The organism is Micromonospora jinlongensis (genome assembly GCF_013410645.1).
In the GTDB taxonomy this organism is placed as follows: Bacteria; Actinomycetota; Actinomycetes; order Mycobacteriales; family Micromonosporaceae; genus Micromonospora; species Micromonospora zamorensis.
The window spans coordinates 4,291,894-4,314,450 of the sequence record NZ_JACCHK010000001.1; the positions used below are offsets into that span (position 1 = coordinate 4,291,894).

A 22,557-nucleotide genomic window follows, 5' to 3' on the forward strand; every position below is an offset into this window, starting at 1 on the left:
ATCGGCCGGGTGCCGACGCAGGCCGGTCTGCCAGACTGGCGCCGTGATCGCCGACGACCCGACCGCCCGCCGCCGTCGCTGGCACTGGCGAACGCTCGACGCCGCCGGCGGCGGACTCGCCCTCGACCTGGGCCTCTACGCCGCCTCCGCCGTCTTCGCCGCGATCACCGCGGTCACGTCGACCCTGCTGCCGCACCGGGCGTGGGGCGCCGTCGCCGCCGTCGGATACCTGGTCGCGACGCTGGTGGCGCTCGTCCAACTCCTGCTGCGTCGGCGCTCACCGACCTCACCCCTGGTCGGGCTGCCAGCCCGCTGGGCGGTCACCGGTCTCGCCTGGGCGGGCACCGCGCTGCTGCCCCTGCTCTGGCAGAGCATCGACCGGGCCGGCGGCCGCACCGACCGGGCCCAGGAGGAGGTGCTGGTCGTGGAGCGGGCCGGCACCCGGCTCCTGGAGCACGGCACGCCGTACCTCGGGCCCGACGCGATAGCCGCCCTGCCACCCGGCGAGCAACTGATGGGCTACACCCCGTACCAGCCCGGCATGGCGATGTTCGGCCTGCCCAGAGCGCTGGCCGACACCTGGTGGACCGACTCGCGGGTCTGGTTCGCGGTGGGCACCGCACTCGCGCTCGCCCTGGCCGTGGCCGCCCTGCGCAGAAAACCGGCCGCCACCGACCAGGTCGACACCGGCCACCGGCGGGACGCCGCGTTGCTGCGCGGCGTGCAGGCCGCCACCGTACTGCCGATCTGCGCCCTCACCCTCGCCACCGGCGGGGACGACCTGCCCGTACTCGCACTCTGCCTGCTGGCCCTCGCACTCGCCGCCGCCGACCGACCCGGCCGGGCCGGCCTCGCGGTCGGGCTGGCCGGCGCACTGAAGCTGTTTGCCTGGCCGGTCGCCCTGGTCCTGATCGTCTGGGGTCTGACCCGGCGCGCCGGCACCCGAGTCGCCGCGGGCGCGATCGGCCTTCCCGTCGCCGCCCTCCTGCCCGCCATGCTGGTCGACCGGGACGCGCTGACCGAGAACGTGCTGCGCTTCCCCCTCGGCCACGGCCTGGTCACCAGCCCCGCACAGTCCCCGTTCCCCGGCTACCTGATCGCCACCGCACTGCCCGCCGGCCGGCTGATCGCCGCCGCACTGCTGGTCGCGGCGGGAGTCGCCATCGCCGTCCGGCTCGCCCGCCGCCCGCCCCGCACCGCCGTCGCCGCCGCACTCATCTGCGGGTACGGGCTGCTCGTCGCCATCGCCCTGATGCCCTCGACCCGCTTCGGCTACCTGCTGTACCCGCTCGCCCTGCTCACCTGGGCACCTGCCCTGCGCGGCCCGGTCGACACACCGCCGACCCCGGTCCCCGACCACCTGCCCGGTCGGGCCACTTCCGCGTAACTGGCGGGCGGAACGGCGCGTCAGGGCGTAGACCTGAAGGCATGACGACGTACCGCGACCGGGCCGACGCCGGCCGGGTGCTCTCCGACCGGCTCACCGCGCTCATCGGCGAACCCGACGTCGTCGTCCTCGGCCTCGTCCGCGGCGGCGTGCCCGTCGCACGGGTCGTCGCCGAACGACTCGGCGCACCACTGGACGTGCTGGTCGTCCGCAAGCTCGGCATGCCATGGGCCCGGGAGGTCGCCTTCGGCGCGCTCGGGCCGGGTGGTGTCCAGGTGCTCAACGACGCGGTGGCCAGCCGACTCAGCAGCGACGACATCGCCGAGGTCAGCCGTCGGGAACAGGCCGAACTTGAACGCCGGGAACGCCTCTACCGGGGCGGTCGCGCACAGTTGGACCTCACCGGGCGTACCGCTGTGATCGTCGACGACGGCCTGGCCACCGGCGCGACCGCCCGCGCCGCAGTGGAGGTCGTCCGCCAACTCGGGGCACACCGCGTCGTGGTCGCGGTCCCGGTCGGCGCGCAGGAAGCCTACGAACTACTCGCCGCCGAGGCGGACCAGGTCATCTGCGCCCAACGCCCAGCGGATTTCGGCGCGGTGAGCGTCTACTACGACGACTTCCACGAGGTGTCCGACGAGGAAGTCACCGAGGCGCTCACAGCAACTGCCTAGGTCCACCAGGTACCGTCGGGCGATGAGTAGTCTCACCTGTCCCAAGTGTCACGGAGAAATGCGCCAATACGAGCGCAGCGGCGTCGTCATCGACCAGTGCGGGGAGTGCCGAGGCATCTTCCTGGACCGCGGCGAGCTGGAGAAGCTGTTCGAGGCGGAGGCCAACTGGAGCCGCCAACAGACCGGGGGTGCGCCGCAGCCCGCCCAGCAGCCGGCCGGCTACCCGCCCCCGCCGCCGCCGCACCAGCCCGGTTACGGTGCCGTCCCGCCGCCGCCCCCGCCCGCCCACGGCTACCCGCCGCAGCCAGCGTACGGCCACCAGCAGCAACAGCACCACGGCTACCACGGGCACTACCGGCAGAAGAAGCGCAAGGGCTTCCTCGACGAGATGTTCGGCTGATCCCAGAGCCGACATCCCGCCCGGGTCGATCGACGTGTCGGCCCGGGCACATCGCCCACCCCGTCGATGGTTGGCGGGCGCGATCGTCCATGCGAGGGTGATTCGCATGACCGTGATCCGACCGGACGAGGCGCTGGCCCAGGCGTACGACGGGATCACCGCGGCCATCGACGGCCTGGACGACGCCGGCCTGCAACGAACCACCCGCTGTCAGGGCTGGCTCATCGCCGACCTGCTGCTGCACGTGCTCGGCGACGCCCAACGGGCACTGGTCGCGCTGGCCAGCCCCGTCGACGGTCCCGCCGACGTCGACGACGTGAGCTACTGGCGTGACTTTCCCGGCGGCGATGACAACGCCGCCCGACACGCCTGGTGGGTCCGCCGATCGGCCGCCGCCTTCGACCGTCCGACCGGGATCGTCCGGCTCTGGCAGGAGACCGCCCCGGCGGCGGTCCGCGCCGCCGCGTCAGCCGACCCCGAGGGGTACGTGACGACACAGGGGCACGTGCTGCGCGTACCGGATTTCCTCGCCACCCTGACCACCGAAGCCGTCGTGCATCACCTGGACCTGACCGTGGACCTGCCCGGCGCGCCGCCGCCCGGCCCACTGGCAGTACGAGTCGCGGTGGCGACCATGGACGGTCTGCTCAGTGACGACACCGTCCGCCCCACCGCCTGGGACGACCACGACTTCCTGCTGAAGGCCACCGGGCGCGTGCCCCTCACCGAACGGGACCGGCTGGAGTTGGGCGAGTCGGCGGGCTGGTTTCCGCTGCTCGGCTGACCGACGGCGGGTCGTCCCAGCGGTCAGCCGATGGCCATGTCCACGAAACGGGACAGGTGCAGCTGCGCTGCCACCGTTACGGTGTCGGTTGGCCCATTCCGATGCTTGGCAACAATAAAATCCGCCTCGCCCGCCCGCGGCGACTCCTTGTCGTAGTAGTCGTCACGATGCAGCAGGATGACAACGTCAGCATCCTGCTCAATTGAGCCTGATTCACGCAAGTCGGACAGTTGGGGTCGCTTGTCCGTGCGCTGCTCGGGGCCACGGTTCAGCTGACTGACCGCGATGACCGGGCACTCGACCTCCTTGGCCAACAGCTTCAGGCCACGGGACAGGTCCGCGACCTCCTGCTGGCGGCTCTCGGTGCGCTTCGGCGACGTCATCAGCTGGAGATAGTCGACCACGATCATCTTGAGGTCGTGCCGCTGCTTCAGCCGTCGAGCCTTCGCCCGGATCTCCATCAGGTTCATGCTCGGCGTGTCGTCGACGAAGAGCGGCGCCTCGCTGATCTCGCCCATGCATCGGGCCAGCTTGGTCCAGTCGTCGTCGGACAGCTGCCCGCTGCGCAACACGTGCAGCGGCACCCGCGCCTCGGCGGAGAGCAGTCGCATGACGATCTCGACCTTGCTCATTTCCAGCGAGAAGATCGCGGCGGCCTGGTTGGCGCGAATCGCAGCATTTCGGGCAAAGTCCATGCTAGCCGTGCTGTTGTGGGTAGGGATCATCGCCCGGCTGGCCAGGTACAGGTGTTCGTCGTTATCGACGGTCACACACCGCACCGGAACGCTGGGGACCGGCCGGACGTCGACGATGAACCGCGAGGTCGTTCGCACATCGGAGGCCGTGCGGCGGCGTGCGGCGTGTGCATCCTGCTTGCGCCCGAGCCGGAAGATGACGTCCGGCGTGGAGAAGTTCAAGGTGTACGCGATCGACGACTCGCGGGTGCGGCCGCGCACCGGCTTCGCGTTGACCGTGCAGCGGTAGCCGAGGCTGACGATGAGTTCCCGCACGCCATCAGCCAGCCGCTTCGAGGTCGACGTGTACTGGAGGTTGCCGGAGGGTGCGACGGTCCCATCGGTGTCCATCAGCCCAGCGAGCAACGCCCTGCGCTGACCCTCCGAGGCGCGCAGATAGACGCCCGGGATGTGCTTGTTGCCCGCTACCCCGACTTGACGCAACAGCCCGAGGAAGGAACCGTTCCGGTGACGGCAATCGGCACACTTCCTGGTCGCTGGATTCTCACGCAACGCCCTGGTGGAAACGCCACAGTCCACGCAGACACCGTTCCGCGGAGCAGCGGACGTGGGCTTCAGCAGAATGGTGTAGACCATCGGCCCGCTGGGCCGCACGACGAAGCCGTCCGCCTCAACGTGCGTGACCATCTCCGGATCTGCCGTGGTGAAGCGGCTGGCGTCGCTGTGCCCGTCGCCGAGCCACGCCCCCAAGGTATAGGGCGGGACCAGCAGATCACGGTCCGGGAGTTGGATGGGAGCGCAATTCCGTACGGCATGGTTGAGCCGCCGCTGGGCGGTGTCAGTACGCAGCGTAGCCGCGATCTCGGCAGTGGTGACGACGCCGTCGTGGTCGGCCCGGCTGCCGGCATTGACCTCCCGCTCGGCTCGTTCAAGGAGCGCGCTCAGAAGCGGACCGGCCGGATAGCCGGGCGCAGTCCAGTTCTGCGGCTTGCCGTTGCGGACGATGGGACGGCTGATCCGGCCAACCGACCCGACCTCGTGGGCGACGCTGTGCAGGACATGCCGGAACTCCGGCCCCACCTGCTCAATCGTGTCGAAGAGCGTGATCGGCTGATTCCGTTGGGAGCTCAGCCGCTCATGTGCCGCACGTACGTTGGCGAGTGACGACTCGGGCCAGTGTCGCCTTCGCCGCGCCGGCTCCTGCCGCCGACCAGCCCGGCTGGTGGTTTTCCACAAGTGCTCCGCGTCGGCCACGATGACCGTGCCGTCGGCGAACTCCACCTCGTAGCAGGGGCGGTCGTGCATGACGTCGAAGGCGTGTGTGACCGTGGTGGGTCTGCCGTCTGCCGCCAGTAGCTGATCGCCCGCCTTGACCTCGCCCATCGTGGTCCAGCCGTCAGGCGTGGGCAGCGGGGTGTCCAGCGCGAGCGCCTTCCCGAGACCGGGCCTGCCTGCCACGATGATCAATTGGCCGGCGTGCAGGCCGTTGAGCAGTCGATCCAGGTCGCTGAAGCCGGTGGGCACGCCGGTCATCATGCCGCCGGTCGCCCCCACCGCCTCGATCTCGTCCAGCGTGGGCTGCAACATGTCGGCCAGGATCGCGAAGTCCTCGCTGACCCGGCGTTCGGTGACGTCGTAGACGGCCTGCTGAGCGAGGTCGACGACGTCGTCCACGTCGCGGCTGCCGCCGCTGGCGGTGCCGTAGCCCAACTGCACGATCTTGGTGCCGGCCTCGACCAGGCGGCGCAGCACGGCCCGTTCGCTGACGATCCGCGCGTAGTAGGCCGCGTTCGCGGCGGTGGGCACGCTGGCGATGAGGGTGTGCAGGTAGGGCGCGCCACCGATCCGGACGAGATCGCCGGAGTCGGCGAGCGCCGCCGCGACCGTGATCGAGTCGGCCGGCTCACCCCGGCCGTAGATGTCCAGGATGATGTCGAAGATGGTGGCGTGCACCGGCCGGTAGAAGTCGTTGGTCTTGAGGATCTCGACGACGTCGGCGATGGCGTCCTTGGAGAGCAGCATGCCGCCGAGGACGCACTGCTCGGCGGCGACGTCCTGGGGCGGAGTCTTGTCGAAATGGCCGTCCCGCGGCGCAGGTGGTTGGCCTCCGCCGGAGCGTGACTCTGCCCGCATGTCGTCGGTGACCGACACGGGTCCCCCCTCCACTGCGCCGGATCTGATTCCAGCTCTACCGCTGGGGTGCGACACTTCCGTCCGACCGGGCCGGTCGATCGGGGGCCATCGCGCCGGCGGTCGAGGGCCAACCATACGGACCCCAAGGTCAGAGACTCAACAACGCCGGTGGACGAGCCTTGGGACAACCTGTGGATGCCGGGGGACAGCATGTGCGTGGTGTGTGCACAGCCTGTGGAAAACTGTTGGGGAATTCTTCGTCATAACTCGTTGACCTGCGGAAACGTGCTCCCCAGCCTGTGGAGGAAGATATTTCGGTCGGGCCTGTGACACGATCGTCCCGTACTATCTCCAGCGAACGGCTACACCTGGACAGCGGATTCCGCTTTCGGTTCAGAAGGGTCACACTCCGGCCGTGAGTTACCGGGACTGGGGACGCGGGGATGGCAGCCCGCGCGAGCGCCAGCCGACCGCCTCGTGGGGTGAACGCGCGGCGTCCGTTCCGGTCGACCCGTACGACGAGGATGGGCGATACCGCACCTCCAGTCGGCGGCGTGCACTGGACCGGGGCCAGGACGAGCCCGTCGACGCCTACCTGCCCCGGTGGGCGTTGGAGTCGGGTGTCCGGCACGCTGACGGCGGCGGGCGTCACGCGGCACCGGACGAGGACGAGCGCGAGCGGCCAACCTCCGGTGCTGGCCGACGCTCTGCCGAGGCGTCGAGCGGCCGAGGTCGGCGCAGCGAGGCGGGTTGGCGCGAACAGGCGGCGATCGGTGCCGGACCGGACTCGGACCACACTCGGGAGTGGACGCTCGACCGTCCGCAGGACCAGGGGTACGCCGGCCGTCGGCGCGCCGACGCCGGGGAGGACGAGCCGGTTTCCGGTGCGATCCGGGACCGTCGCCCCCGCCGCGCCCCCGCTGGCCGTCCCCAGGTGATCTGGTCGGGCGGGGATCTGGAGTCCGCTCCGAGTGAGCCCGCGCCTGAACCGGACGTGAGCCGCCCCACCCGGCGTAGCCGTCGTGCGGCGGAGGAGTCCTGGTCCCGTCCGGCGGCCGACGCGTGGGTGCGCGGGTCCGACCGGGTGGCTGAGCCCGAGCCGTCGTATCCGCCCGCTGTGGATCCCTGGGATGCCTCGGGTGTGCACGCGTGGCCGCCGGCCGCCGGGGCGGACGGCACGGATCTGAGCGGGCAGTGGTCGGCCGTGGAGAGCGTCGGTGGCTGGGAGCGGTCCGACCGCACCGGCCAGTGGGAGCGGTCCGCGATCGAGGACGACCAGTGGGACCGTACGCTGCCGCCGCGCTCGGACCGGTCCGTGGCGGCGGAGGGTTGGCCGGCACGGGACGACGGGTTCTGGCCCGGCACGCGGCTGGCCGATGACGACCCCCGGTGGATGGATCCGGCGACGTCGGCGCCCAGGTCGCCCGTGGTGGGTTACACCGCTCCGCGACCGCGCAGTGCGCCGGTGCCGCGTGGTGGAGCGCCGCGGCGTCGGTCGGACCGGCCTGCGGTCGGGGCGGCGTCGGTGCGTCAGCGGGTCGAGTCGGCGGCCAGCGGTGCCTTCTCGCGGCGCCTGGAGGACGATCTGCTCGACCCGGATCCGGGTGGGCCCTTCCGGCCATTGCTGTTCACCGCGGCCTGTTACCTGGTGCCGGCGATGTTGATCTTCGTTTGGTTGTTGACGTTGGACAGCCAGGCGCCGGCTGGTTGTGTGACGGACATCAGCGGGGGTGGCTGCGAATCGGCCCGGTCGCGGGCGTTGGAGTCGCTGCTCGCCGGCTCGCCGCGCTTCGGTCTGGCGCTGGTGAGCAGTCTGGTGGTGGCAGCGCTGCTGCGTCGGGTGGGTACGACGTGGCGCTCGGCGACCATCGCGCTCGCCGCGGCGGTGGTGGGCGGCGGCCTTTCCACGGTGTTGATCAGCGCGGTGACCGGTCAGCCGATCGGGTGACCTGCCCTGCGGGTGAGGGTGGCACGGATCGGGTGTCCTCGCGGCGCGGGCTCAGACGGCGTACGCGCGAAGGCCCGCACCGATCGCTCGGTGCGGGCCTTCGTGGTGGTGTTGCGGACGTCAGCCCTGAACGACGTTCAGGTTGAACGACGCGGTCACCTCGGGGTGCAGCTTGATCTTCACCGGGTAGGTGCCGGTCGACTTGATGTGACCGGGCACCTCCAGCCGACGCCGGTCGAGGACCGGGCCGCTGGCCGCCTTGACGGCGTCGACGATCTCGGCCGGAGTGACCGAGCCGAAGAGCCGTCCGCCGTCGCCGGCGCGGACCTTCAGGTTGACCTTGAGACCCTCGAGCTGAGCCTTGACCTCGTTGGCGTGGTCGAGGTCGCGGATCTCGCGGGCCCCACGGGCCCGCTTGATGACCGTGACCTGCTTTTCCGCGCCCTTGGTCCAGGCGATCGCGAAGCCCTGCGGCAGCAGGTAGTTACGGCCGAAGCCGTCCTTGACCTCGACGATGTCGCCCGGGGCACCGAGGCCGGACACTTCCTGAGTCAGGATGATCTTCATATCGGTGCCTCCTCTCAGCGGGTGGTGGCCGTGTACGGCAGGAGCGCCATCTCACGGGCGTTCTTGACCGCACGGGCGATCTGCCGCTGCTGCTGCGAGGTCACGCCGGTCACCCGACGAGCGCGGATCTTGCCGCGATCGGAGATGAACTTGCGCAGCAGCGCGGTGTCCTTGTAATCGATGTAGGCGATCCCGTCCTTGTCGAGCGGGTTCACCTTCTTCTTCGGCTTGCGCAGTGCCGCAGCCTTGGCCGTTGCACGTGCTCCTGGTTTGCGATCGCGAGCGCTAGGCGCCATTAGAACGGTGGCTCCTCGTCAAAATTGGCGCCCGAACCGGCACGCGCGGGAGAGGGAGCGGCCGAAGCCCAGGGGTCGTCGAAGTTGCCTCCGCCGCCGCCCTGGTTGCCACCACCACCGCCACCGAAGCCGCCGCCACCGCCGCCGGAGCGGGACATCTTCTGCACCTTCGCCGTGGCGTAGCGCAGCGACGGGCCGATCTCGTCGACCTCAAGCTCGATGACTGTGCGCTTCTCACCCTCGCGGGTCTCGTACGACCGCTGACGCAGCCGGCCCGACACGATCACCCGGGCGCCGCGCTGCAGCGACTCGGCGACGTGCTCGGCGGCCTGACGCCACACGGTGCATGCGAGGAACAGCGGTTCGCCGTCCTTCCATTCGTTCGACGCCTTGTCCATGAAACGGGGCGTCGAAGCGACTCGGAACTTGGCGACCGCAGCCCCGGAGGGGGTGAACCGCAACTCGGGGTCATCGGTCAGATTGCCGATGACCGTGATGGTGGTGTCTCCTGCCATGACCATCTCCTCGCGCACTCAGCGTCTCGTCGTACAGGCTCTCAGAGCCCTCCGACAGAGTCGCGGAGGCTGATCCGGACGAACCGGGGGTTTGAAGGCTTAGCGCATTTCCGGTCGGATGACCTTGGTGCGCAACACGGACTCGTTGAGTCGCAGCTGACGGTCCAGCTCGGCCACCGCAGCAGGCGTGGCCTGCAGGTCGATGACGGCGTAGATGCCCTCTGCCTTTTTGTTGATCTCGTACGCGAGGCGCCGGCGGCCCCACACGTCGGTCTTCTCAACCGAGCCACCCGCGGTCCGAATCACGTTCAGGTACGTGTCGAGCGACGGTGCGACGGTGCGCTCCTCGAGGCTGGAGTCGAGGATGACCATTAGTTCGTAGTGACGCAAGACGTGCTCACCTCCTGTGGGCTAAGCGGCCACGGTCCTTCCGTGGCAGGAGGTCTTGTGTCGCTGCCCGCACGCGCCGAGGGAACCCGGCCGGACGCGGACAACCTGACCAGGATACCCGGTCCCAACGATCATGCCCGGGGCGGCCGGGTCCGGGCCCGGACGTGCCGACGGGGGCCCACCGTCCGACCGTCAACCGGTCGGTGGTGAACCCCCGTCTACGAGGCCGCGGGGCGTCCGGTCCGCATTCCTTGGGTGGGACCTGGGGAGGAACGACCACACCGATGAGGTTGGACCGAAGACGCCCCGCGGAGCTTTATCGTGTTGTTACCTGACGATACAACGGCACTCGTACCTTGTCGGGGGAAAAAGCACAAATTTCCGAGATTCTTCATCGGTGGGCGATCGCTGTGCGAGGGGTCCCCTCCGCCACGCCGGGCCGCAGGGCGGAGGTGACCTCGCTGTCGGCCGTCGACCTCCGGTCGCCATCTGCGAGGCTTGCGCCGCTGGCGGCACCGAATGCTGGTCGCCGGTTCAATTCCATCAACGATCGTCGGTCCGTCCGGTGACGCGACCGCACGCGACACCGCCCCGGCCGTCACCCGCCAGTCGGGGTCGCGACGTAGGCTCGCTCGCATGCGTATCGGAGCCCACGTCGATTCGACCGACCCGCTGGCGGAGGCGGCCGCCCGGTCCGCCGACACCGTGCAGTTCTTCCTCTCCGACCCACAGGGATGGAAGGCACCCAAGCCCCGCGAGGACGCCGAGCGGCTGCGCACGGCCGAGGTTGACCTCTACGTGCACGCGCCGTACGTCATCAACGTGGCCACCCTCAACAACCGCATCCGGATTCCCAGCCGAAAGCTGCTGCTCGGGCACGCCAACGCGGCCACCGCCATCGGCGCCAAGGGTCTGATCGTCCACGGTGGACACGTCAACGCCGGGGACGACCTGGCCGTCGGCTTCGACAACTGGCGCAAGACCTTCGCGTACGCGGCCGACTCCGGCGGCTTCGGCGTGCCGGTCCTGATCGAGAACACCGCCGGCGGCGACAACGCGTGCGCCCGGCGACTCGACGCGCTCGCCCGACTCTGGGACGCCATCGGCGACTACGAGGTCGGCTTCTGCCTGGACACCTGCCACGCGTACGCGGGCGGCGAGGATCTGCTCGGCCTCGTCGACCGGGTCAAGGCGATCACCGGAAGGATCGACCTGGTGCACGCCAACAACTCCAAGGGCGCGTTCAACTCCGGCCAGGACCGCCACGACAACCTGGGCGGTGGCACGATCGACCCGGAGTTGGTCGTGGCGGTGATCCGGGCTGCCGGAGCCCCGGTGGTCGTCGAGACACCGGGCGGCGTGGAGGGCCAGACAGCGGACATCGGTTTCCTCCGCCAGCAGCTCGGGACGGCGAGCCCGGCAGCATGACGACCGGACAGCCCGGGACCGGGAAGGCCCGGCCCACCCCCACCGGCACGGACGCCGAGACCCGATCCGCCTCGGGCACCCCGGCACAGCCGGCTCGCACCTCCGACGCCGTCTCCGGCAAGACTCCCGCGCCGACCGCCGAGACCAATCCGCCGAGCACGGGGGCCGTCGCGGACCAGCCGCGGTCGAGCGACGGCGGCACGACCGGAGCCAGCACGAGCGGCGACCCGCAGCCCTCGAAGAGCGGCGGTGCCAAGAAGGAAACCGCCGCAGACGCTGCCACCGGCGAGGGCGGCGGCCGGAAGGGCAGCGTGGCCACGGGCGGCGGCACCGAGGGTGGCAGCGCAACCAGCGACAGCACCGCCACGGACAGCAGCCCGGCCAACGACAGCACCGCCAAGGACAGCGATACCGCCAAGGCCGACAGCACCGCCAAGGCCGACAGCACGACGACCAACCCGGCCAAAGACGGCGCCCCGGCGAAGGACGGCACGGACGGCGGCTCGGAAGACGTCCCGGTCAAGGGCACAGGCGCGGGCAAGGGCAGGTGGTGGAGCAGGGGCAGGAGAGCGGGCAGGACCGACGGTCAGGCAAAGACCGACGGTGACACCGGGACCGATGAGGCCAAGCCGGACGACCCCGATCGTTGGGAGGCGTTCGCCTCCGCCCCGGAGCCGCGGCCCTCCATCGCCACCCGGGCGGGCCGAGCCGTCGGCCGGTTCCTGATCCACGAGTGGACCCTGGCCACCCTCGGCGCGTTGGCACTGGCTGTGCTCATGACGTGGCCGACGTTGCGCTATCCCCGCTACACGCTCCCGCAGGACTACTGGGACCCGAGCCTGCAGGCCTGGCAGATGGCCTGGTCCGGGCACATCCTGCTGGCTGAGCCGGCGCGCCTGTGGCAGTCCAACACGTTCTTCCCCGAGCTGTGGAGCTTCGCGTTCTCCGACACGCTGCTCGGGTACGCCCCGGCCGGGATGCTCGGCAGCGGCCCCGAGGACGCGGTGCTGCGCTACAACATCATGTTCGTGCTGGCGCACGCGCTCGCCACGCTCGGGGCGTACGCGCTGGCCCGGCAGCTCGGGGCTGGCCGAATCGGCGCCGCCGTCGCCGGCGTCAGCTACACGTACGCGCCGTGGCTGCTGGCCCAGGCCGGGCACCTGCACGTGCTCTCCAACGGCGGGATCCCGTTGGCACTGGCGATGTTGGCCCGCGGGCACGGCTGGTCACTGCGGCACGGTTACCGGCCCGAGCGCCGACACGACGGGTGGGTCTACGCCGGTTGGCTGGTGGCGGCCTGGCAGCTCAGCCTCGGGTTCGGCATCGGGCTGCCGTTCGCGTACCTCCTGGGCTGCGCGGTGATCGTCACCGCCGTCCTCTACTGCGCGCGCCGGCTGCGCACCGGCAAGGCCGCGCCCTTCGGTCGCCGGTTGTTCCTCGCCGACCTCCTCGGCGGGTTGTTGTTCGCCGGCGTGGGTCTGCTGATGGCGTTCCCGTTCTTCAAGGTGACCGAGCTGCACCCGTACGCCGAGCGGACCATCGGCGACATCAGCATCTTTTCGCCGCCGGCGACGGGTTTCGTGACGGCGCCGGCCGAGTCGCGGATCTGGGGTGGGTTGCACGAGGGGGCACGCGCGGCGCTGCCGTGGCACCCGGAGATGACCCTGCTGCCCGGGTTCGTGCTCTACGCGCTCGCCGCTGGTGGGCTGATCTTCTCGGTCTGGCGGCTGCGGCACCGACTGCTGCTGCTCGCTGGAGTGCTGGTGACGATGGCCTTCGCGATGGGCACCCGCTTCTTCGACGGCACCTTCACCTACGTGCCGCTCTTCGAGCACCTGCCGGGCTGGAACGGATTGCGTACCCCCGGTCGGTTGATGCTGTGGACCACGTTGCTGCTCGGTCTGCTCGCGGCGGGCGCGGTCACCGCGCTCACCGACCGGGTCCGCGAGTTGACCGCGCAGCGGATCCCGTCGTGGCCGGGGCCGTGGCTGCGGACGGCCACCCTGCTGCCGTTGCTGCTGGTCGCCGTCGAGGGCCTGAACACCACGCCTCATCCGGTGGTGCCGACCCAACCGGCCGCGATGCGTTCCGCCGAGGGGCCGCTGCTGGTGCTGCCGAGCAACCAGAGTCTGGACCAGCACGTGATGCTGTGGTCGACGAGTGGTTTCCCCGACGTGGTCAATGGCGGCAGTGGCTTCACTCCGCGCCAGCTCGACGACGTTCGTCGGGTGAGCCAGTCGTTCCCCGACCAGACCAGCGTCGACTACCTGCGCACGCTCGGGGTCCGCTCCGTGGTGTTGCTGCGCGGGCAGGTGGTGGGCACTCCGTGGGAGATCACCATCGACGCACCGGTGGATTCGCTGGGCATCACTCGGCAGGACGTCGGCGACGCGGTCGTGTATCGGCTCTGAGACGTGGCTGATCTCTAAGGCGGATTTGCGGGGAGCCCACCCGGCTCCGGGCGGTCAGGCTTGATCCCTGCGCCGGGCGGGCTCCCCGCAAATCCTGACGTGGTCCGGCCTCGTTCGACCTTGAGGGGTCAGGCGGTTGCGGGCTCTCGTGAGGGTTCACTGGTTGGTTGGCGGCGCCAGCGGTCGAGCCAGGGGGCATCTGGTGCGCCGTCGAGCACGCCACCGTCCGGGTCGTCCGGATAGGTCGCCCGGACCGCGTCCCGCTCGGGGTGCAGGATCTCCTTGACGACCAGCACGCAGAGCACCACCACGGTGGTCAGCCGGAACGTCGAGGCCAGCACGAACACCCCCTCCGGGAAGACCGGCCGGCTGGTCGCCGCCCCGAGCAGCTCTCCGTAGAAGGCGACGAAGTAGCAGACCTCGGCGATCTGCCAGGCCAGGAAGGCACCCCACTTGGGCCGGGCCAGCACCACCAGCGGCAGCAGCCACAGCACGAACTGCTGAGACCAGACCTTGCTGAAGATGAGGAACGCGGCGACCACCAGGAAGGCGACCTGCGCCAACCGCGGGCGACGCGGTGCCCGCAGCGTCAGCACGGCCACACCGAGACAGGCCAACCCGAACAGCGCGTACGAGATGGTGTTGAGGGTGGGGATGTTGGCGTTCAGCCACTCGAACGGCCCGAGTTGGGCGGGGTCGTTGCCGACCTTGCCGTCCAGGTAGCGGCCGATGTACCAGAGCGTGCCCCAGTCGATGGGCCGGGTGGTGTTCAGCTCGAAGAACCGGTCCCAGTTCTCCGGGTACGCCCGGGCGGCCGGCAGGTTCACCAGCACCACCGCCGCGATCGCCGTACCGGTGGCGACGAGCGCGGCGCGGACCCGGTCGGCCCGCAGCGCCAGGACGAGGAGCGGCCCGAGCAGGAACAGCGGCCACAGCTTCGCCGCACCGGCGAGCCCGAGCAGCACACCGGCCACCGCCGGTCGTTTCCGAGCCCAGGCCAGCAGACCGAAGGCGGCCAGCCCGATGGCGAGCAGGTCCCAGTTGACGGTGGCCGTGAGCAGCAGCGCCGGGGCCAGCGCGAACAAGGCGGCGTCCCAGGGTCGTCGGCGGCGCAGGGCCAGGATCACCGCCACGGTGGCCACCGCGAGGGCGCCCAGCACCAAGGCGTTGAGGTTGTAGAACCACTGGGCCTGGTTGATGCTGGGGTCGCCCTCGCCGATGGAGTGCACCGGCAGGCCCAGCGCCCCCATGAAGTAGCCGGTCAGCACCGGGTACTCGACCGGGTGGTCGCGGTAGGGCACCTTGCCCTCGTTGAGCCCCTCGGCGTAGTAGAGGGCGAGGACGTCGGTGTAGCAGAACCGGGTGTACTGGACGTTGTTCTGCCAGGCGCCGTCCTGGCAGGGGGACTTCTGCACCCAGTGCAGCGCGAGCGTGAGACACGCCAGCGCCAGCACGATCCGGACCGCGGTCCAGAAGCGACGTTCCTGGCCTGCTGGCCGGTCCAGTGCGGTCGCGTGGTCGCCCAGCGGGCCGCCGATCGCGCTGGACATGCCGCGGACGAACCCGTCGGAGCGGGACGGGTGGTCGGTGGTACCGGCGTCGTCGATGCCGGGCGTCGACTGGGTGCTCATGAAGAGGCATCCTGCCGTACGACGGGGGTGTCCGTCCCGTCCCGGCGCGGAGATCCGGGTAGGAAAACGCCGCCGCCGGCCGGGACAGGTCGTCCGGCCAGCGGCGGCGTCATGAAGCGGTGCGGGTCAGTCCCGGTTGGGCGGTAGGCCGGGCAGTAGTCCGCCACCACCGCCTCCGCCGCCACCGGGGTTGCCGCCCGGGTTACCTCCGGGGTTGCCTCCCGGGTTACCCCCGGGGTTGCCGCCCGGGGTGCCGCCGACACGCGGGCAGAACGGGTCCGTCAGCGGGTCACAGGTCGGACCGCCCGGACCGCCCGGCAGACCCGGGATCGTCGGCGCCACCGGCGGCTCCTTGCCGTTGCCCTTCGTGACGTCACCCTCGCCGGTGACGCTGGGCAGGGGGAGCTCATCCAGGCCCTTGAGGGCGGCGTTCATGAACTTCTCCCAGATCGGGCCGGGGAGCGTCGAACCACCGATGTCCTTGCCGCTGGCGAGCCGGATCTCCGGCTTCTTCGGATCCCGACTGCCGACCCACACCGCTGTGGCGTTCTGCGGGGTGTAGCCGACCGTCCAGGCGTGCGAGTTGTCGTCCTTGTCGTACTCCCAGGTGCCGGTCTTGGCGGCAGCCTGGCGGCCGTTCTCCAGCGAGATGTTGTTGGGGCGCGGGATCTGCTTCAGGACGCCGGTGACCTCGTCGGTGACTTTCTTGGCGATCCGCTGCTCCGGCTTGATGCGCTCGCTGCCGACGACCTTCCACTTGCCGGTTACCTTGTCCTGCTGCTCCACCTTGACGACGAAGTGGGCCTTGATGTATTTGCCGTCATTGGCGAAGGTTGCCAGGGCGTTGGCGTGGTCGAACACGGTGATCGGGTACTTGCCGAAACCGGTGTAGTTGTCGAACGGGTTGGGCCCCTTCTTCGACAGGTCGAAGGCCTGCGGCGGGTCGACACCCCACATGGTCGTCACACCGGCCTTCCGGGCCATGTCGACCACCTTGGCAGCGCCGAGTTCCTTGGTGACCCAGTAGAACGGCACGTTGTACGACTGGACCGTCGACTCTTCGAGGGTGCAGTACTTGCCGCACTTGAGGTTGGTGCGGCCGGCGTTGCCGATCGCGACATCCGAGCCCTCGGGCTTGTACGGCGTGGGGTCCCAGTGCGACTTGACCGAGATGCCCGCCTCGATCGCGGCGGCCAGGGTGTACACCTTCATCGACGAGCCCGGCTGGTGTCCACCGGTCAGGTCACCGTTCTTGTCGGTGTTCTTGCCGGCGTAGTCGAAGTCGGCGCCACTGTCACCGCCGTAGTAGGCGAGCACCCGACCCTTCGACGGGTCGATCGACACCACCGCTGCCATCAGGTTCTTCGGCTGGTCGTTGAGCTCCGAACCCTTCTTGGACTGCATCGCAGTGTTCTCGGCGGCCAACTGCAGCTTCGGGTCGATGGTGGTGGTGATCCGGTAGCCGCCGTCGCGCAGCGCGTCCACACAGCTCGTCTTGCCCTCCGCGCCGGTGTCGGAGCAGAGGCCCATCGCGTCCATCTCCTGGCGGACGTAGTTGATGACGTTGCCTCGCGGGCTGTCGACACCGAACCCGTTCCCGCCCTTCTTCGGCGCCTGCACCTTCGGGTACTCGGTCGGCGACGCGGGCTGGCCGGGGGCGTCCACCCAGCCTTCCTTCTTCATGCCGGCGATCACGTAGTCCCACCGCGACTTGGCGTCGGTCGGGTTGACCGCGGGGTCGAACCCCTGGTGGGTCTCGCTTGGCTGCGGCTGCTTGATGACCGCCGCGAGCACCGCACCCTCGCCCACGGTCAGGTCCTTCGCCGCCTTGCCGAAGTACGTCCATGCCGCGGCCTCGATGCCGTAGGCACCGCGTCCGAAGTAGATCACGTTGAGGTAGTGCTGCATGATCTCCGGCTTGTCGTACTTCTCGTTCAGCTTGGAGGCGAGGATTGCCTCCTTCACCTTCCGGCCGTACGTGTCGTCCTGGAGGTTCTCGAACGCGTTGCGTGCGTACTGCTGGGTGATCGTCGAGGCACCCTGCTTGTCACCACCGGAGACGTTGTTCCACGCGGCTCGGACGATGCCCTTGTAGTCGACGCCGGAGTGCCGGTAGAAGTTGCGGTCCTCGGCTGCCGCCACCGCGTGCTGCACGTGCAGCGGGATCTGGTTGATGGTGACGAAGCTGCGGTTCTCGCTGCCCAGCTTGGCCAACTGGGTCCTGCCGTCCTTGGCGTACACGGTGGTGGACAGCGGCAGTGGCATCTCCTCGGGCATGACCACGTTGGTCGAGTAGTAGGTGAACCCCACCACGCCGACACCGGCGAGCATGATGAAGACCGCGACACCGGCGATCAGCAGGTTCATCCGCTTGCGCTTCTTCGCCCGTCCGGCGGCGCCCGGGTCACCCGCACCACGGCCGCCCCGGCCCGGACCCTTCGGTCCACCCGGACCACCCGGACCACCGGAGACCGGCGAGACGCTCGCCCGGGCGACAGCGGCACGGCCACCCACCGACGCGGAGCCGACACTGGCCCGGCCCGCCGGGGCGGCACCGACGGCGGCGGCGCCGACCACGGCTCGGCCTGCCGGGGCGCCTGGCGCAGGGGACACGGGCACCGAGGCCCGGCCCGCACCGGCCCGTCCGGCGGCCACACCCGGTGCCGGCGACACCGGCACCGACGCCCGCCCGGCGCGGCCGGGGGTCGCCGAACCGACCGAGGCGGAACCGGCCGCGGCAGCGCCGCGCGGCGGCACCGAGGCCGATCCGCCGACCGTGGCCCGCCCACCGGCGGCCCGTGGGGTCACCGAAGCGCGGCCCGGGGTCGCCGTGCCACCCTCCGGGGCCGACCAGCCATTCCCGCGGGAGTCACCGCCGGGGCGGCGGTACGCGTCGTCCGCGCCCTTCCCGGTGTCGCCCTCGGGGCCCGAGTACTGGGCCCGTCCACGCGCAGAACTGGGATCGCCGTACGAGTTCATTCCTCACACCCTGCCGGTCGCGGTGGGGCGCGACTGCGCCGCCACCGGGTTGCCGTGAGTTGCTTCACCCGGGAAACCGGCACGGGGGTGCCGTTTCACCGGGGGACTTGCCGTATTAATAGGGCTAATCGGACCAACGAGCGGTTGACCGTCCCGGGTTTCGTCTACGGCCCCGGGGCCGGTCCAACCAGCTGTGATCACCGTTGCGCCTCTCGCCTCCGCCGACCCGCACCTTCGGCGGCCGCCACGTCCTGCTCGCCGGTGCCGTCGCTGTCGCCGGCCAGACCGTCCCGGCCGAGCAGGTACTGCTCGACGAGATGGTTCCAGTCACAACCGAGGCACACCTCCACCACGAAGACCTGGAACTCACGCAGCGTCATCGCCAGCACAGGCAGCTCGGTCAGCGTCCGGGCCTGCCCGGCGGACTGCTTGAGCTCGTCACCGTAAATGTAGTGGACGAGAGTCAAGTTCTCGCTGCGACAGATCGGGCAGCGCCGGTCGGTCGGCTCACCGTGGAACCGGGCGGCGTTCTTCAGGTACGGCGATGCGTCGCACACGTCGTACGTGCCGACCCGGCCGGCCAGGAGCTCACGCAGCACTGCTCGCTTCTGAAGCGAGTAGTCGACGACCTGGCGCTGCGTACGCATGCGAAGAAGGGTACGCGGTCCGGCCCGAGCAGGCGACCACGCTCACAATCCGTGACGACATCCTCTCGGAGCGGGGGTTTGCCCTGGCCCGCGTGACCCGCTAACGTGCGATGTATCGGTCCGATACATCGCGGCGGTTACTGCTCCACGCCGGAGGGTAAAGAGAGGGTGGCCAGTGCTTGAGTTCGCCATCCTCGGCCTCCTGCAGGAGTCTCCGATGCACGGCTATGAGCTGCGCAAGGAGCTGACCGCCAAACTCGGCGCGATCCGGGCGGCGATCAGCTACGGCTCGCTCTACCCCACGCTACGCAGGCTGCAGGCGGCGGGATGGATCACCGAAGCTGCTGAGACACCCGCCACTGCCGAGGAGGTCCCCGCGCTGACCAGCCGACGAGGTCGGGTGGTCTACAAAATCACCGCGGAGGGCAAGGAACGCTTCGCCCAGCTGATCGCACAGGCCGGGCCCGAGACGTACGACGACACGGGCTTCGGGGTGCACTTCGCGTTCTTCGCCCGGACCGACCAGGCGACCCGCCTCCGCATTCTGGAGGGTCGCCGCCGCAAGATCGAGGAGCGTCGCGAAGGGCTTCGCGACGTGCTGGGCCGGGCGGCCGAGCGCCTCGACGCTTACACGCTGGAACTGCAGCGCCACGGCCTTGATGCCTGTGAGCGCGAGGTCCGCTGGCTGGAGGAGCTCATCGCCAACGAGCGCTCCGGCCGAGCCCCGACGGTCCCGAACATCGGGACAGCCGGCGGCCGACGAGAAGACAACAGCCCGCCTCCGCCTGGAGAGACCAGGAATGAGCGGCCGTGACAGAAAAGAAGGAGGCAGACGCTATGGGCTCCGTCCGCGTCGCCATCGTCGGTGTGGGTAACTGCGCCTCGTCCCTGGTTCAGGGCGTCGAGTACTACCGGAACGCCAACCCGAACGACCGCGTCCCGGGTCTCATGCACGTCGCCTTCGGCGACTACCACGTCAACTCCGTGGAGTTCGTCGCGGCGTTCGACGTGGACGCCAAGAAGGTGGGCATGGACCTCGCGGAGGCGATCGTCGCCAGCGAGAACAACACCATCAAGCTCTGCGACGTGCCGCCGACCGGCGTCAGCGTGCAGCGCGGCCCGACCTTCGACGGTCTGGGCCAGTACTACCGCGAGATCGTCGAGGAGTCCGACGCCACGCCCGTCGACGTGGCGCAGGCGCTGCGCGACGCGCAGGTCGACGTCGTCGTCTGCTACCTCCCGGTCGGCTCCGAGCAGGCCGCCAAGTTCTACGCCCAGGCGGCGATCGACGCCGGCTGCGCGTTCGTCAACGCCCTGCCGGTCTTCATCGCCTCCGACCCGGAGTGGGCCCAGAAGTTCACCGACGCTGGCCTGCCGATCGTCGGTGACGACATCAAGAGCCAGGTCGGCGCCACCATCGTGCACCGCGCCCTCGCGAAGCTCTTCGAGGACCGCGGCGTCGAGCTGCTGCGCACGTACCAGCTCAACTTCGGCGGCAACATGGACTTCATGAACATGCTGGAGCGCAAGCGGCTGGTCTCGAAGAAGATCTCGAAGACCCAGTCGGTCACCTCGCAGATCCCGCACGAGATGAGCAAGAGCGACGTGCACATCGGCCCGTCGGACCACGTGCCGTGGCTGGACGACCGCAAGTGGGCGTACATCCGCCTGGAGGGTCGCTCGTTCGGTGACACCCCGCTCAACGCCGAGCTCAAGCTCGAGGTGTGGGACTCTCCGAACTCGGCCGGCGTCATCATCGACGCCGTCCGGGCCGCGAAGATCGCGCTGGACCGGAAGATCGGTGGCCCGATCCTGTCGGCCTCGTCGTACTTCATGAAGTCCCCGCCGGTGCAGTACGCCGACCACGACGCCCACCAGGCCGTCGAGGAGTTCATCGCCGGCGAGGTCGCGCGCTGACCCGCTGAAACAGCAAGCACCAGCGAGGGCCGGGTCCGAAAGGGCCCGGCCCTCGCCGCGTTCACAAACCTCGCCGTTGGTCCTGCGACCGCCTTACTTCCAGCTGGGCGTGCCCGCCTGGGCCTTCGCCGCACGCTTCGCCCTGCGCTCCTCGGCCGACTCGGCGCCTCGCGCCGTCGCGCTCGCGGCGAAGGGCAGGATATCCGGGTAGACCGCACCGACGCCGACCACAAACGCCACCACATCGATGATGATGTGGGTGGTCCGGGCAGCGTAGACGGAGATGACGTCGGTTGCGTTGTCGTTCTGGTAACCGATTCCCGACATGAACGAGTTCGCCACCACCTGGTTGGGCAGGTAGTTGATGTTCGAGAAGTTCGCCGGACGCGGGGTGCCGTACGGGAAGATCTGCACGAAGCCCGAGGCGACCGCGGTGGTCACGGTGAGGTTGCCGAAGACGGCGTCGCCGAAGTAGACGAAGTCACTCAGGTTGATGTGGATCGTCTGGCCGTCCCGCAGGCGACCCGAGCTGTCCAGGGTGGTCGACGACGCGTTCAGGATCCGGGTGCGTGAAGCGGCCGACCGAGTGTCGATGACCCGCTGCGGCGAGACCGGCACGATCTGGTTCGAGTTGCCGGTGGTGTGCACGTACTCCAGGTACTTGCCGCCGCCGTACTCCGCGACCACCTGGATGTTGCTGTCGGTGCCCATGCCGATCGAGCCGCCGGGCGAATCGGGGTGCAGCAGATCGCCGCTCGGCGTCAGCTGCAGCGCCGGCCGGGCGAGTACCGTGTCGCCCGAGGTGGTGGTGCTCGTGTTCTCCAGTCGCAGCGTGGCGCCGGTCCCGGTGCTGGTCAACGCCGTGGTGCTGTTGCCCGCAGCGTTGGTGGCACCCTGGACTACCGGGTCGCCGGGCGCGGCCTGAGCGGGCGTGGCGGCAGCGGCACCCACCACGGTTGTTCCGGCAACGCCAGCCGCGACGGCGCCGGCACGGCGCAGCAGCCGACGGCGGTTGACAGTCTTGTCCTGGTTCTCGGTCAAAAGTTCCCCCGTAGAGTCGGTGAAATGAGGCCCGATCATGGCGGATGGGACAGGGTGTCCACATCGACCGATCGGCCGATGAATACAGATCGGCCCGCCGGGACCGGTCAGGACCACGCCTGCTGCAAAGCCACCCGGGCTTCCAACTCCAACAGGTGCACCTTGCGCGGCAGACCGCCCCCGAAGCCGACGAGCCGCCCGCCGGCACCGACGATGCGGTGACACGGCACGATGACGGGGATCGGGTTGCGGTTGCAGGCCACCCCCACCGCCCGGGCCGCCCCGGAGTCGCCGACCCGGCGCGCCACCTCGCCGTAGGTGAGCGTCTCGCCGTAGGGAATCAGAGTCATCTCCCGCCACACGGCCCGCTCGAAATCCGAACCACGGGGGATGGTCACCGGGACGGTGAACCCGGTCAGCTCACCAGCGAAGTAAGCCCGCAGCTCAGCTACGGCCTGCCGGGACAGCGCGTGGTCGGGATCGTCCGCTGCCGCGTCGACCCGGCCGAAGTGCGCGCCGCAGACGCTCGCACCGTCGCTGGCCACGGAGAACTCGCCGATCGGTGAGTCGAGCACGGTCCAACGCATCCACCCATTCTCCCTGTCTCTGACTTGCTGGCCCGCCCGGCTGTCAGCGTCGGGCCGAACGCCACTCCTCGGCAGCCCGGATGGCCTCCGCCGCCGCGGCCCGCTCGGCGCGGTCCGATTGCAAATC

Annotated in this window: 19 protein-coding genes; 9 read left to right on the forward strand and 10 right to left on the reverse strand. The window is 69.9% G+C overall.

Features of this window, described 5'->3' with window-relative positions; translation table 11 throughout:
• Positions 1 to 43: 43 nt before the first annotated feature.
• The 4 genes from HNR22_RS19065 to HNR22_RS19080 all read left to right on the forward strand — a co-directional run bounded on the left by HNR22_RS19065 (position 44) and on the right by HNR22_RS19080 (position 3,245).
• Positions 44 to 1,387: a glycosyltransferase 87 family protein gene (locus tag HNR22_RS19065; protein ID WP_179781489.1), complete on the forward strand. Its 1,344-nt coding sequence runs from the start codon at positions 44 to 46 to the stop codon at positions 1,385 to 1,387.
• 41 nt (positions 1,388 to 1,428) lie between these two features.
• Entirely contained in the window at positions 1,429 to 2,061 is a 633-nt protein-coding gene (locus HNR22_RS19070) for a phosphoribosyltransferase (RefSeq protein ID WP_141911918.1), read from the forward strand.
• A 22-nt stretch (positions 2,062 to 2,083) separates the two neighbouring features.
• On the forward strand, positions 2,084 to 2,461 hold the full coding sequence (locus HNR22_RS19075; protein WP_179781490.1) for a TFIIB-type zinc ribbon-containing protein: 378 nt from the start codon (positions 2,084 to 2,086) through the stop codon (positions 2,459 to 2,461).
• A 106-nt stretch (positions 2,462 to 2,567) separates the two neighbouring features.
• Complete coding sequence (locus tag HNR22_RS19080; RefSeq protein ID WP_179781491.1) at positions 2,568 to 3,245, forward strand: maleylpyruvate isomerase N-terminal domain-containing protein; 678 nt, start codon at positions 2,568 to 2,570, stop codon at positions 3,243 to 3,245.
• Positions 3,246 to 3,268: 23 nt separating this feature from the next.
• Here HNR22_RS19080 and dnaB read toward each other — a convergent pair whose 3' ends face one another.
• The gene (gene dnaB, locus HNR22_RS19085) at positions 3,269 to 6,106 is read right to left on the reverse strand and encodes a replicative DNA helicase (RefSeq protein ID WP_343060042.1); all 2,838 of its coding nucleotides are present in this window, start codon (positions 6,104 to 6,106) and stop codon (positions 3,269 to 3,271) included.
• Positions 6,107 to 6,488: 382 nt separating this feature from the next.
• Here dnaB and HNR22_RS19090 point away from each other — a divergent pair, with 382 nt between their 5' ends.
• On the forward strand, positions 6,489 to 8,021 hold the full coding sequence (locus HNR22_RS19090) for a hypothetical protein (RefSeq protein ID WP_179781492.1): 1,533 nt from the start codon (positions 6,489 to 6,491) through the stop codon (positions 8,019 to 8,021).
• A 120-nt stretch (positions 8,022 to 8,141) separates the two neighbouring features.
• Here the strand turns inward: HNR22_RS19090 and rplI are convergent, their stop codons facing one another.
• The 4 genes from rplI to rpsF form a co-directional block, all read right to left on the reverse strand.
• Positions 8,142 to 8,588 carry a 50S ribosomal protein L9 gene (gene rplI, locus HNR22_RS19095; protein ID WP_179781493.1) on the reverse strand — a complete coding sequence of 149 codons (447 nt, stop codon included), beginning with the start codon at positions 8,586 to 8,588 and terminating at the stop codon, positions 8,142 to 8,144.
• Positions 8,589 to 8,602: 14 nt separating this feature from the next.
• Complete coding sequence (gene rpsR, locus HNR22_RS19100; protein ID WP_051723758.1) at positions 8,603 to 8,884, reverse strand: 30S ribosomal protein S18; 282 nt, start codon at positions 8,882 to 8,884, stop codon at positions 8,603 to 8,605.
• On the reverse strand, positions 8,884 to 9,417 hold the full coding sequence (locus HNR22_RS19105; protein WP_030331808.1) for a single-stranded DNA-binding protein: 534 nt from the start codon (positions 9,415 to 9,417) through the stop codon (positions 8,884 to 8,886). Before HNR22_RS19105 ends, rpsR begins: the two co-directional genes overlap by 1 nt.
• 81 nt (positions 9,418 to 9,498) lie before the next feature.
• The gene (gene rpsF, locus HNR22_RS19110) at positions 9,499 to 9,789 is read right to left on the reverse strand and encodes a 30S ribosomal protein S6 (RefSeq protein WP_036391391.1); all 291 of its coding nucleotides are present in this window, start codon (positions 9,787 to 9,789) and stop codon (positions 9,499 to 9,501) included.
• A 636-nt stretch (positions 9,790 to 10,425) separates the two neighbouring features.
• Here rpsF and HNR22_RS19115 point away from each other — a divergent pair.
• Both HNR22_RS19115 and HNR22_RS19120 read left to right on the forward strand, forming a co-directional pair.
• Complete coding sequence (locus HNR22_RS19115; RefSeq protein ID WP_179781494.1) at positions 10,426 to 11,217, forward strand: deoxyribonuclease IV; 792 nt, start codon at positions 10,426 to 10,428, stop codon at positions 11,215 to 11,217.
• Complete coding sequence (locus HNR22_RS19120; protein WP_179781495.1) at positions 11,214 to 13,628, forward strand: hypothetical protein; 2,415 nt, start codon at positions 11,214 to 11,216, stop codon at positions 13,626 to 13,628. The genes HNR22_RS19115 and HNR22_RS19120 overlap by 4 nt, the downstream gene beginning before the upstream one ends.
• A 128-nt stretch (positions 13,629 to 13,756) precedes the next feature.
• Here the strand turns inward: HNR22_RS19120 and HNR22_RS19125 are convergent, their stop codons facing one another.
• From HNR22_RS19125 to HNR22_RS19135, 3 genes are all read right to left on the reverse strand, one after another.
• Entirely contained in the window at positions 13,757 to 15,259 is a 1,503-nt protein-coding gene (locus tag HNR22_RS19125; RefSeq protein ID WP_179781496.1) for a glycosyltransferase family 87 protein, read from the reverse strand.
• A gap of 126 nt (positions 15,260 to 15,385) precedes the next feature.
• The gene (locus HNR22_RS19130; RefSeq protein ID WP_179781497.1) at positions 15,386 to 18,238 is read right to left on the reverse strand and encodes a transglycosylase domain-containing protein; all 2,853 of its coding nucleotides are present in this window, start codon (positions 18,236 to 18,238) and stop codon (positions 15,386 to 15,388) included.
• Positions 18,239 to 18,435: 197 nt separating this feature from the next.
• The gene (locus HNR22_RS19135; RefSeq protein WP_088950777.1) at positions 18,436 to 18,885 is read right to left on the reverse strand and encodes a DUF5318 domain-containing protein; all 450 of its coding nucleotides are present in this window, start codon (positions 18,883 to 18,885) and stop codon (positions 18,436 to 18,438) included.
• A 175-nt stretch (positions 18,886 to 19,060) separates the two neighbouring features.
• On the opposite strand from HNR22_RS19135, the gene HNR22_RS19140 reads away from it, so the two are divergent.
• Positions 19,061 to 19,699: a PadR family transcriptional regulator gene (locus HNR22_RS19140; RefSeq protein ID WP_030331823.1), complete on the forward strand. Its 639-nt coding sequence runs from the start codon at positions 19,061 to 19,063 to the stop codon at positions 19,697 to 19,699.
• Positions 19,700 to 19,722: 23 nt separating this feature from the next.
• Positions 19,723 to 20,802: an inositol-3-phosphate synthase gene (locus tag HNR22_RS19145; protein ID WP_179781498.1), complete on the forward strand. Its 1,080-nt coding sequence runs from the start codon at positions 19,723 to 19,725 to the stop codon at positions 20,800 to 20,802.
• Between the two features lie 93 nt (positions 20,803 to 20,895).
• On the opposite strand, the gene HNR22_RS19150 is transcribed toward HNR22_RS19145, so the two are convergent.
• Together HNR22_RS19150 and HNR22_RS19155 are read right to left on the reverse strand one after the other, a co-directional pair.
• Entirely contained in the window at positions 20,896 to 21,843 is a 948-nt protein-coding gene (locus HNR22_RS19150; RefSeq protein WP_179781499.1) for a hypothetical protein, read from the reverse strand.
• Positions 21,844 to 21,950: 107 nt separating this feature from the next.
• The gene (locus HNR22_RS19155; protein WP_179781500.1) at positions 21,951 to 22,430 is read right to left on the reverse strand and encodes a methylated-DNA--[protein]-cysteine S-methyltransferase; all 480 of its coding nucleotides are present in this window, start codon (positions 22,428 to 22,430) and stop codon (positions 21,951 to 21,953) included.
• Positions 22,431 to 22,557: the final 127 nt, after the last annotated feature.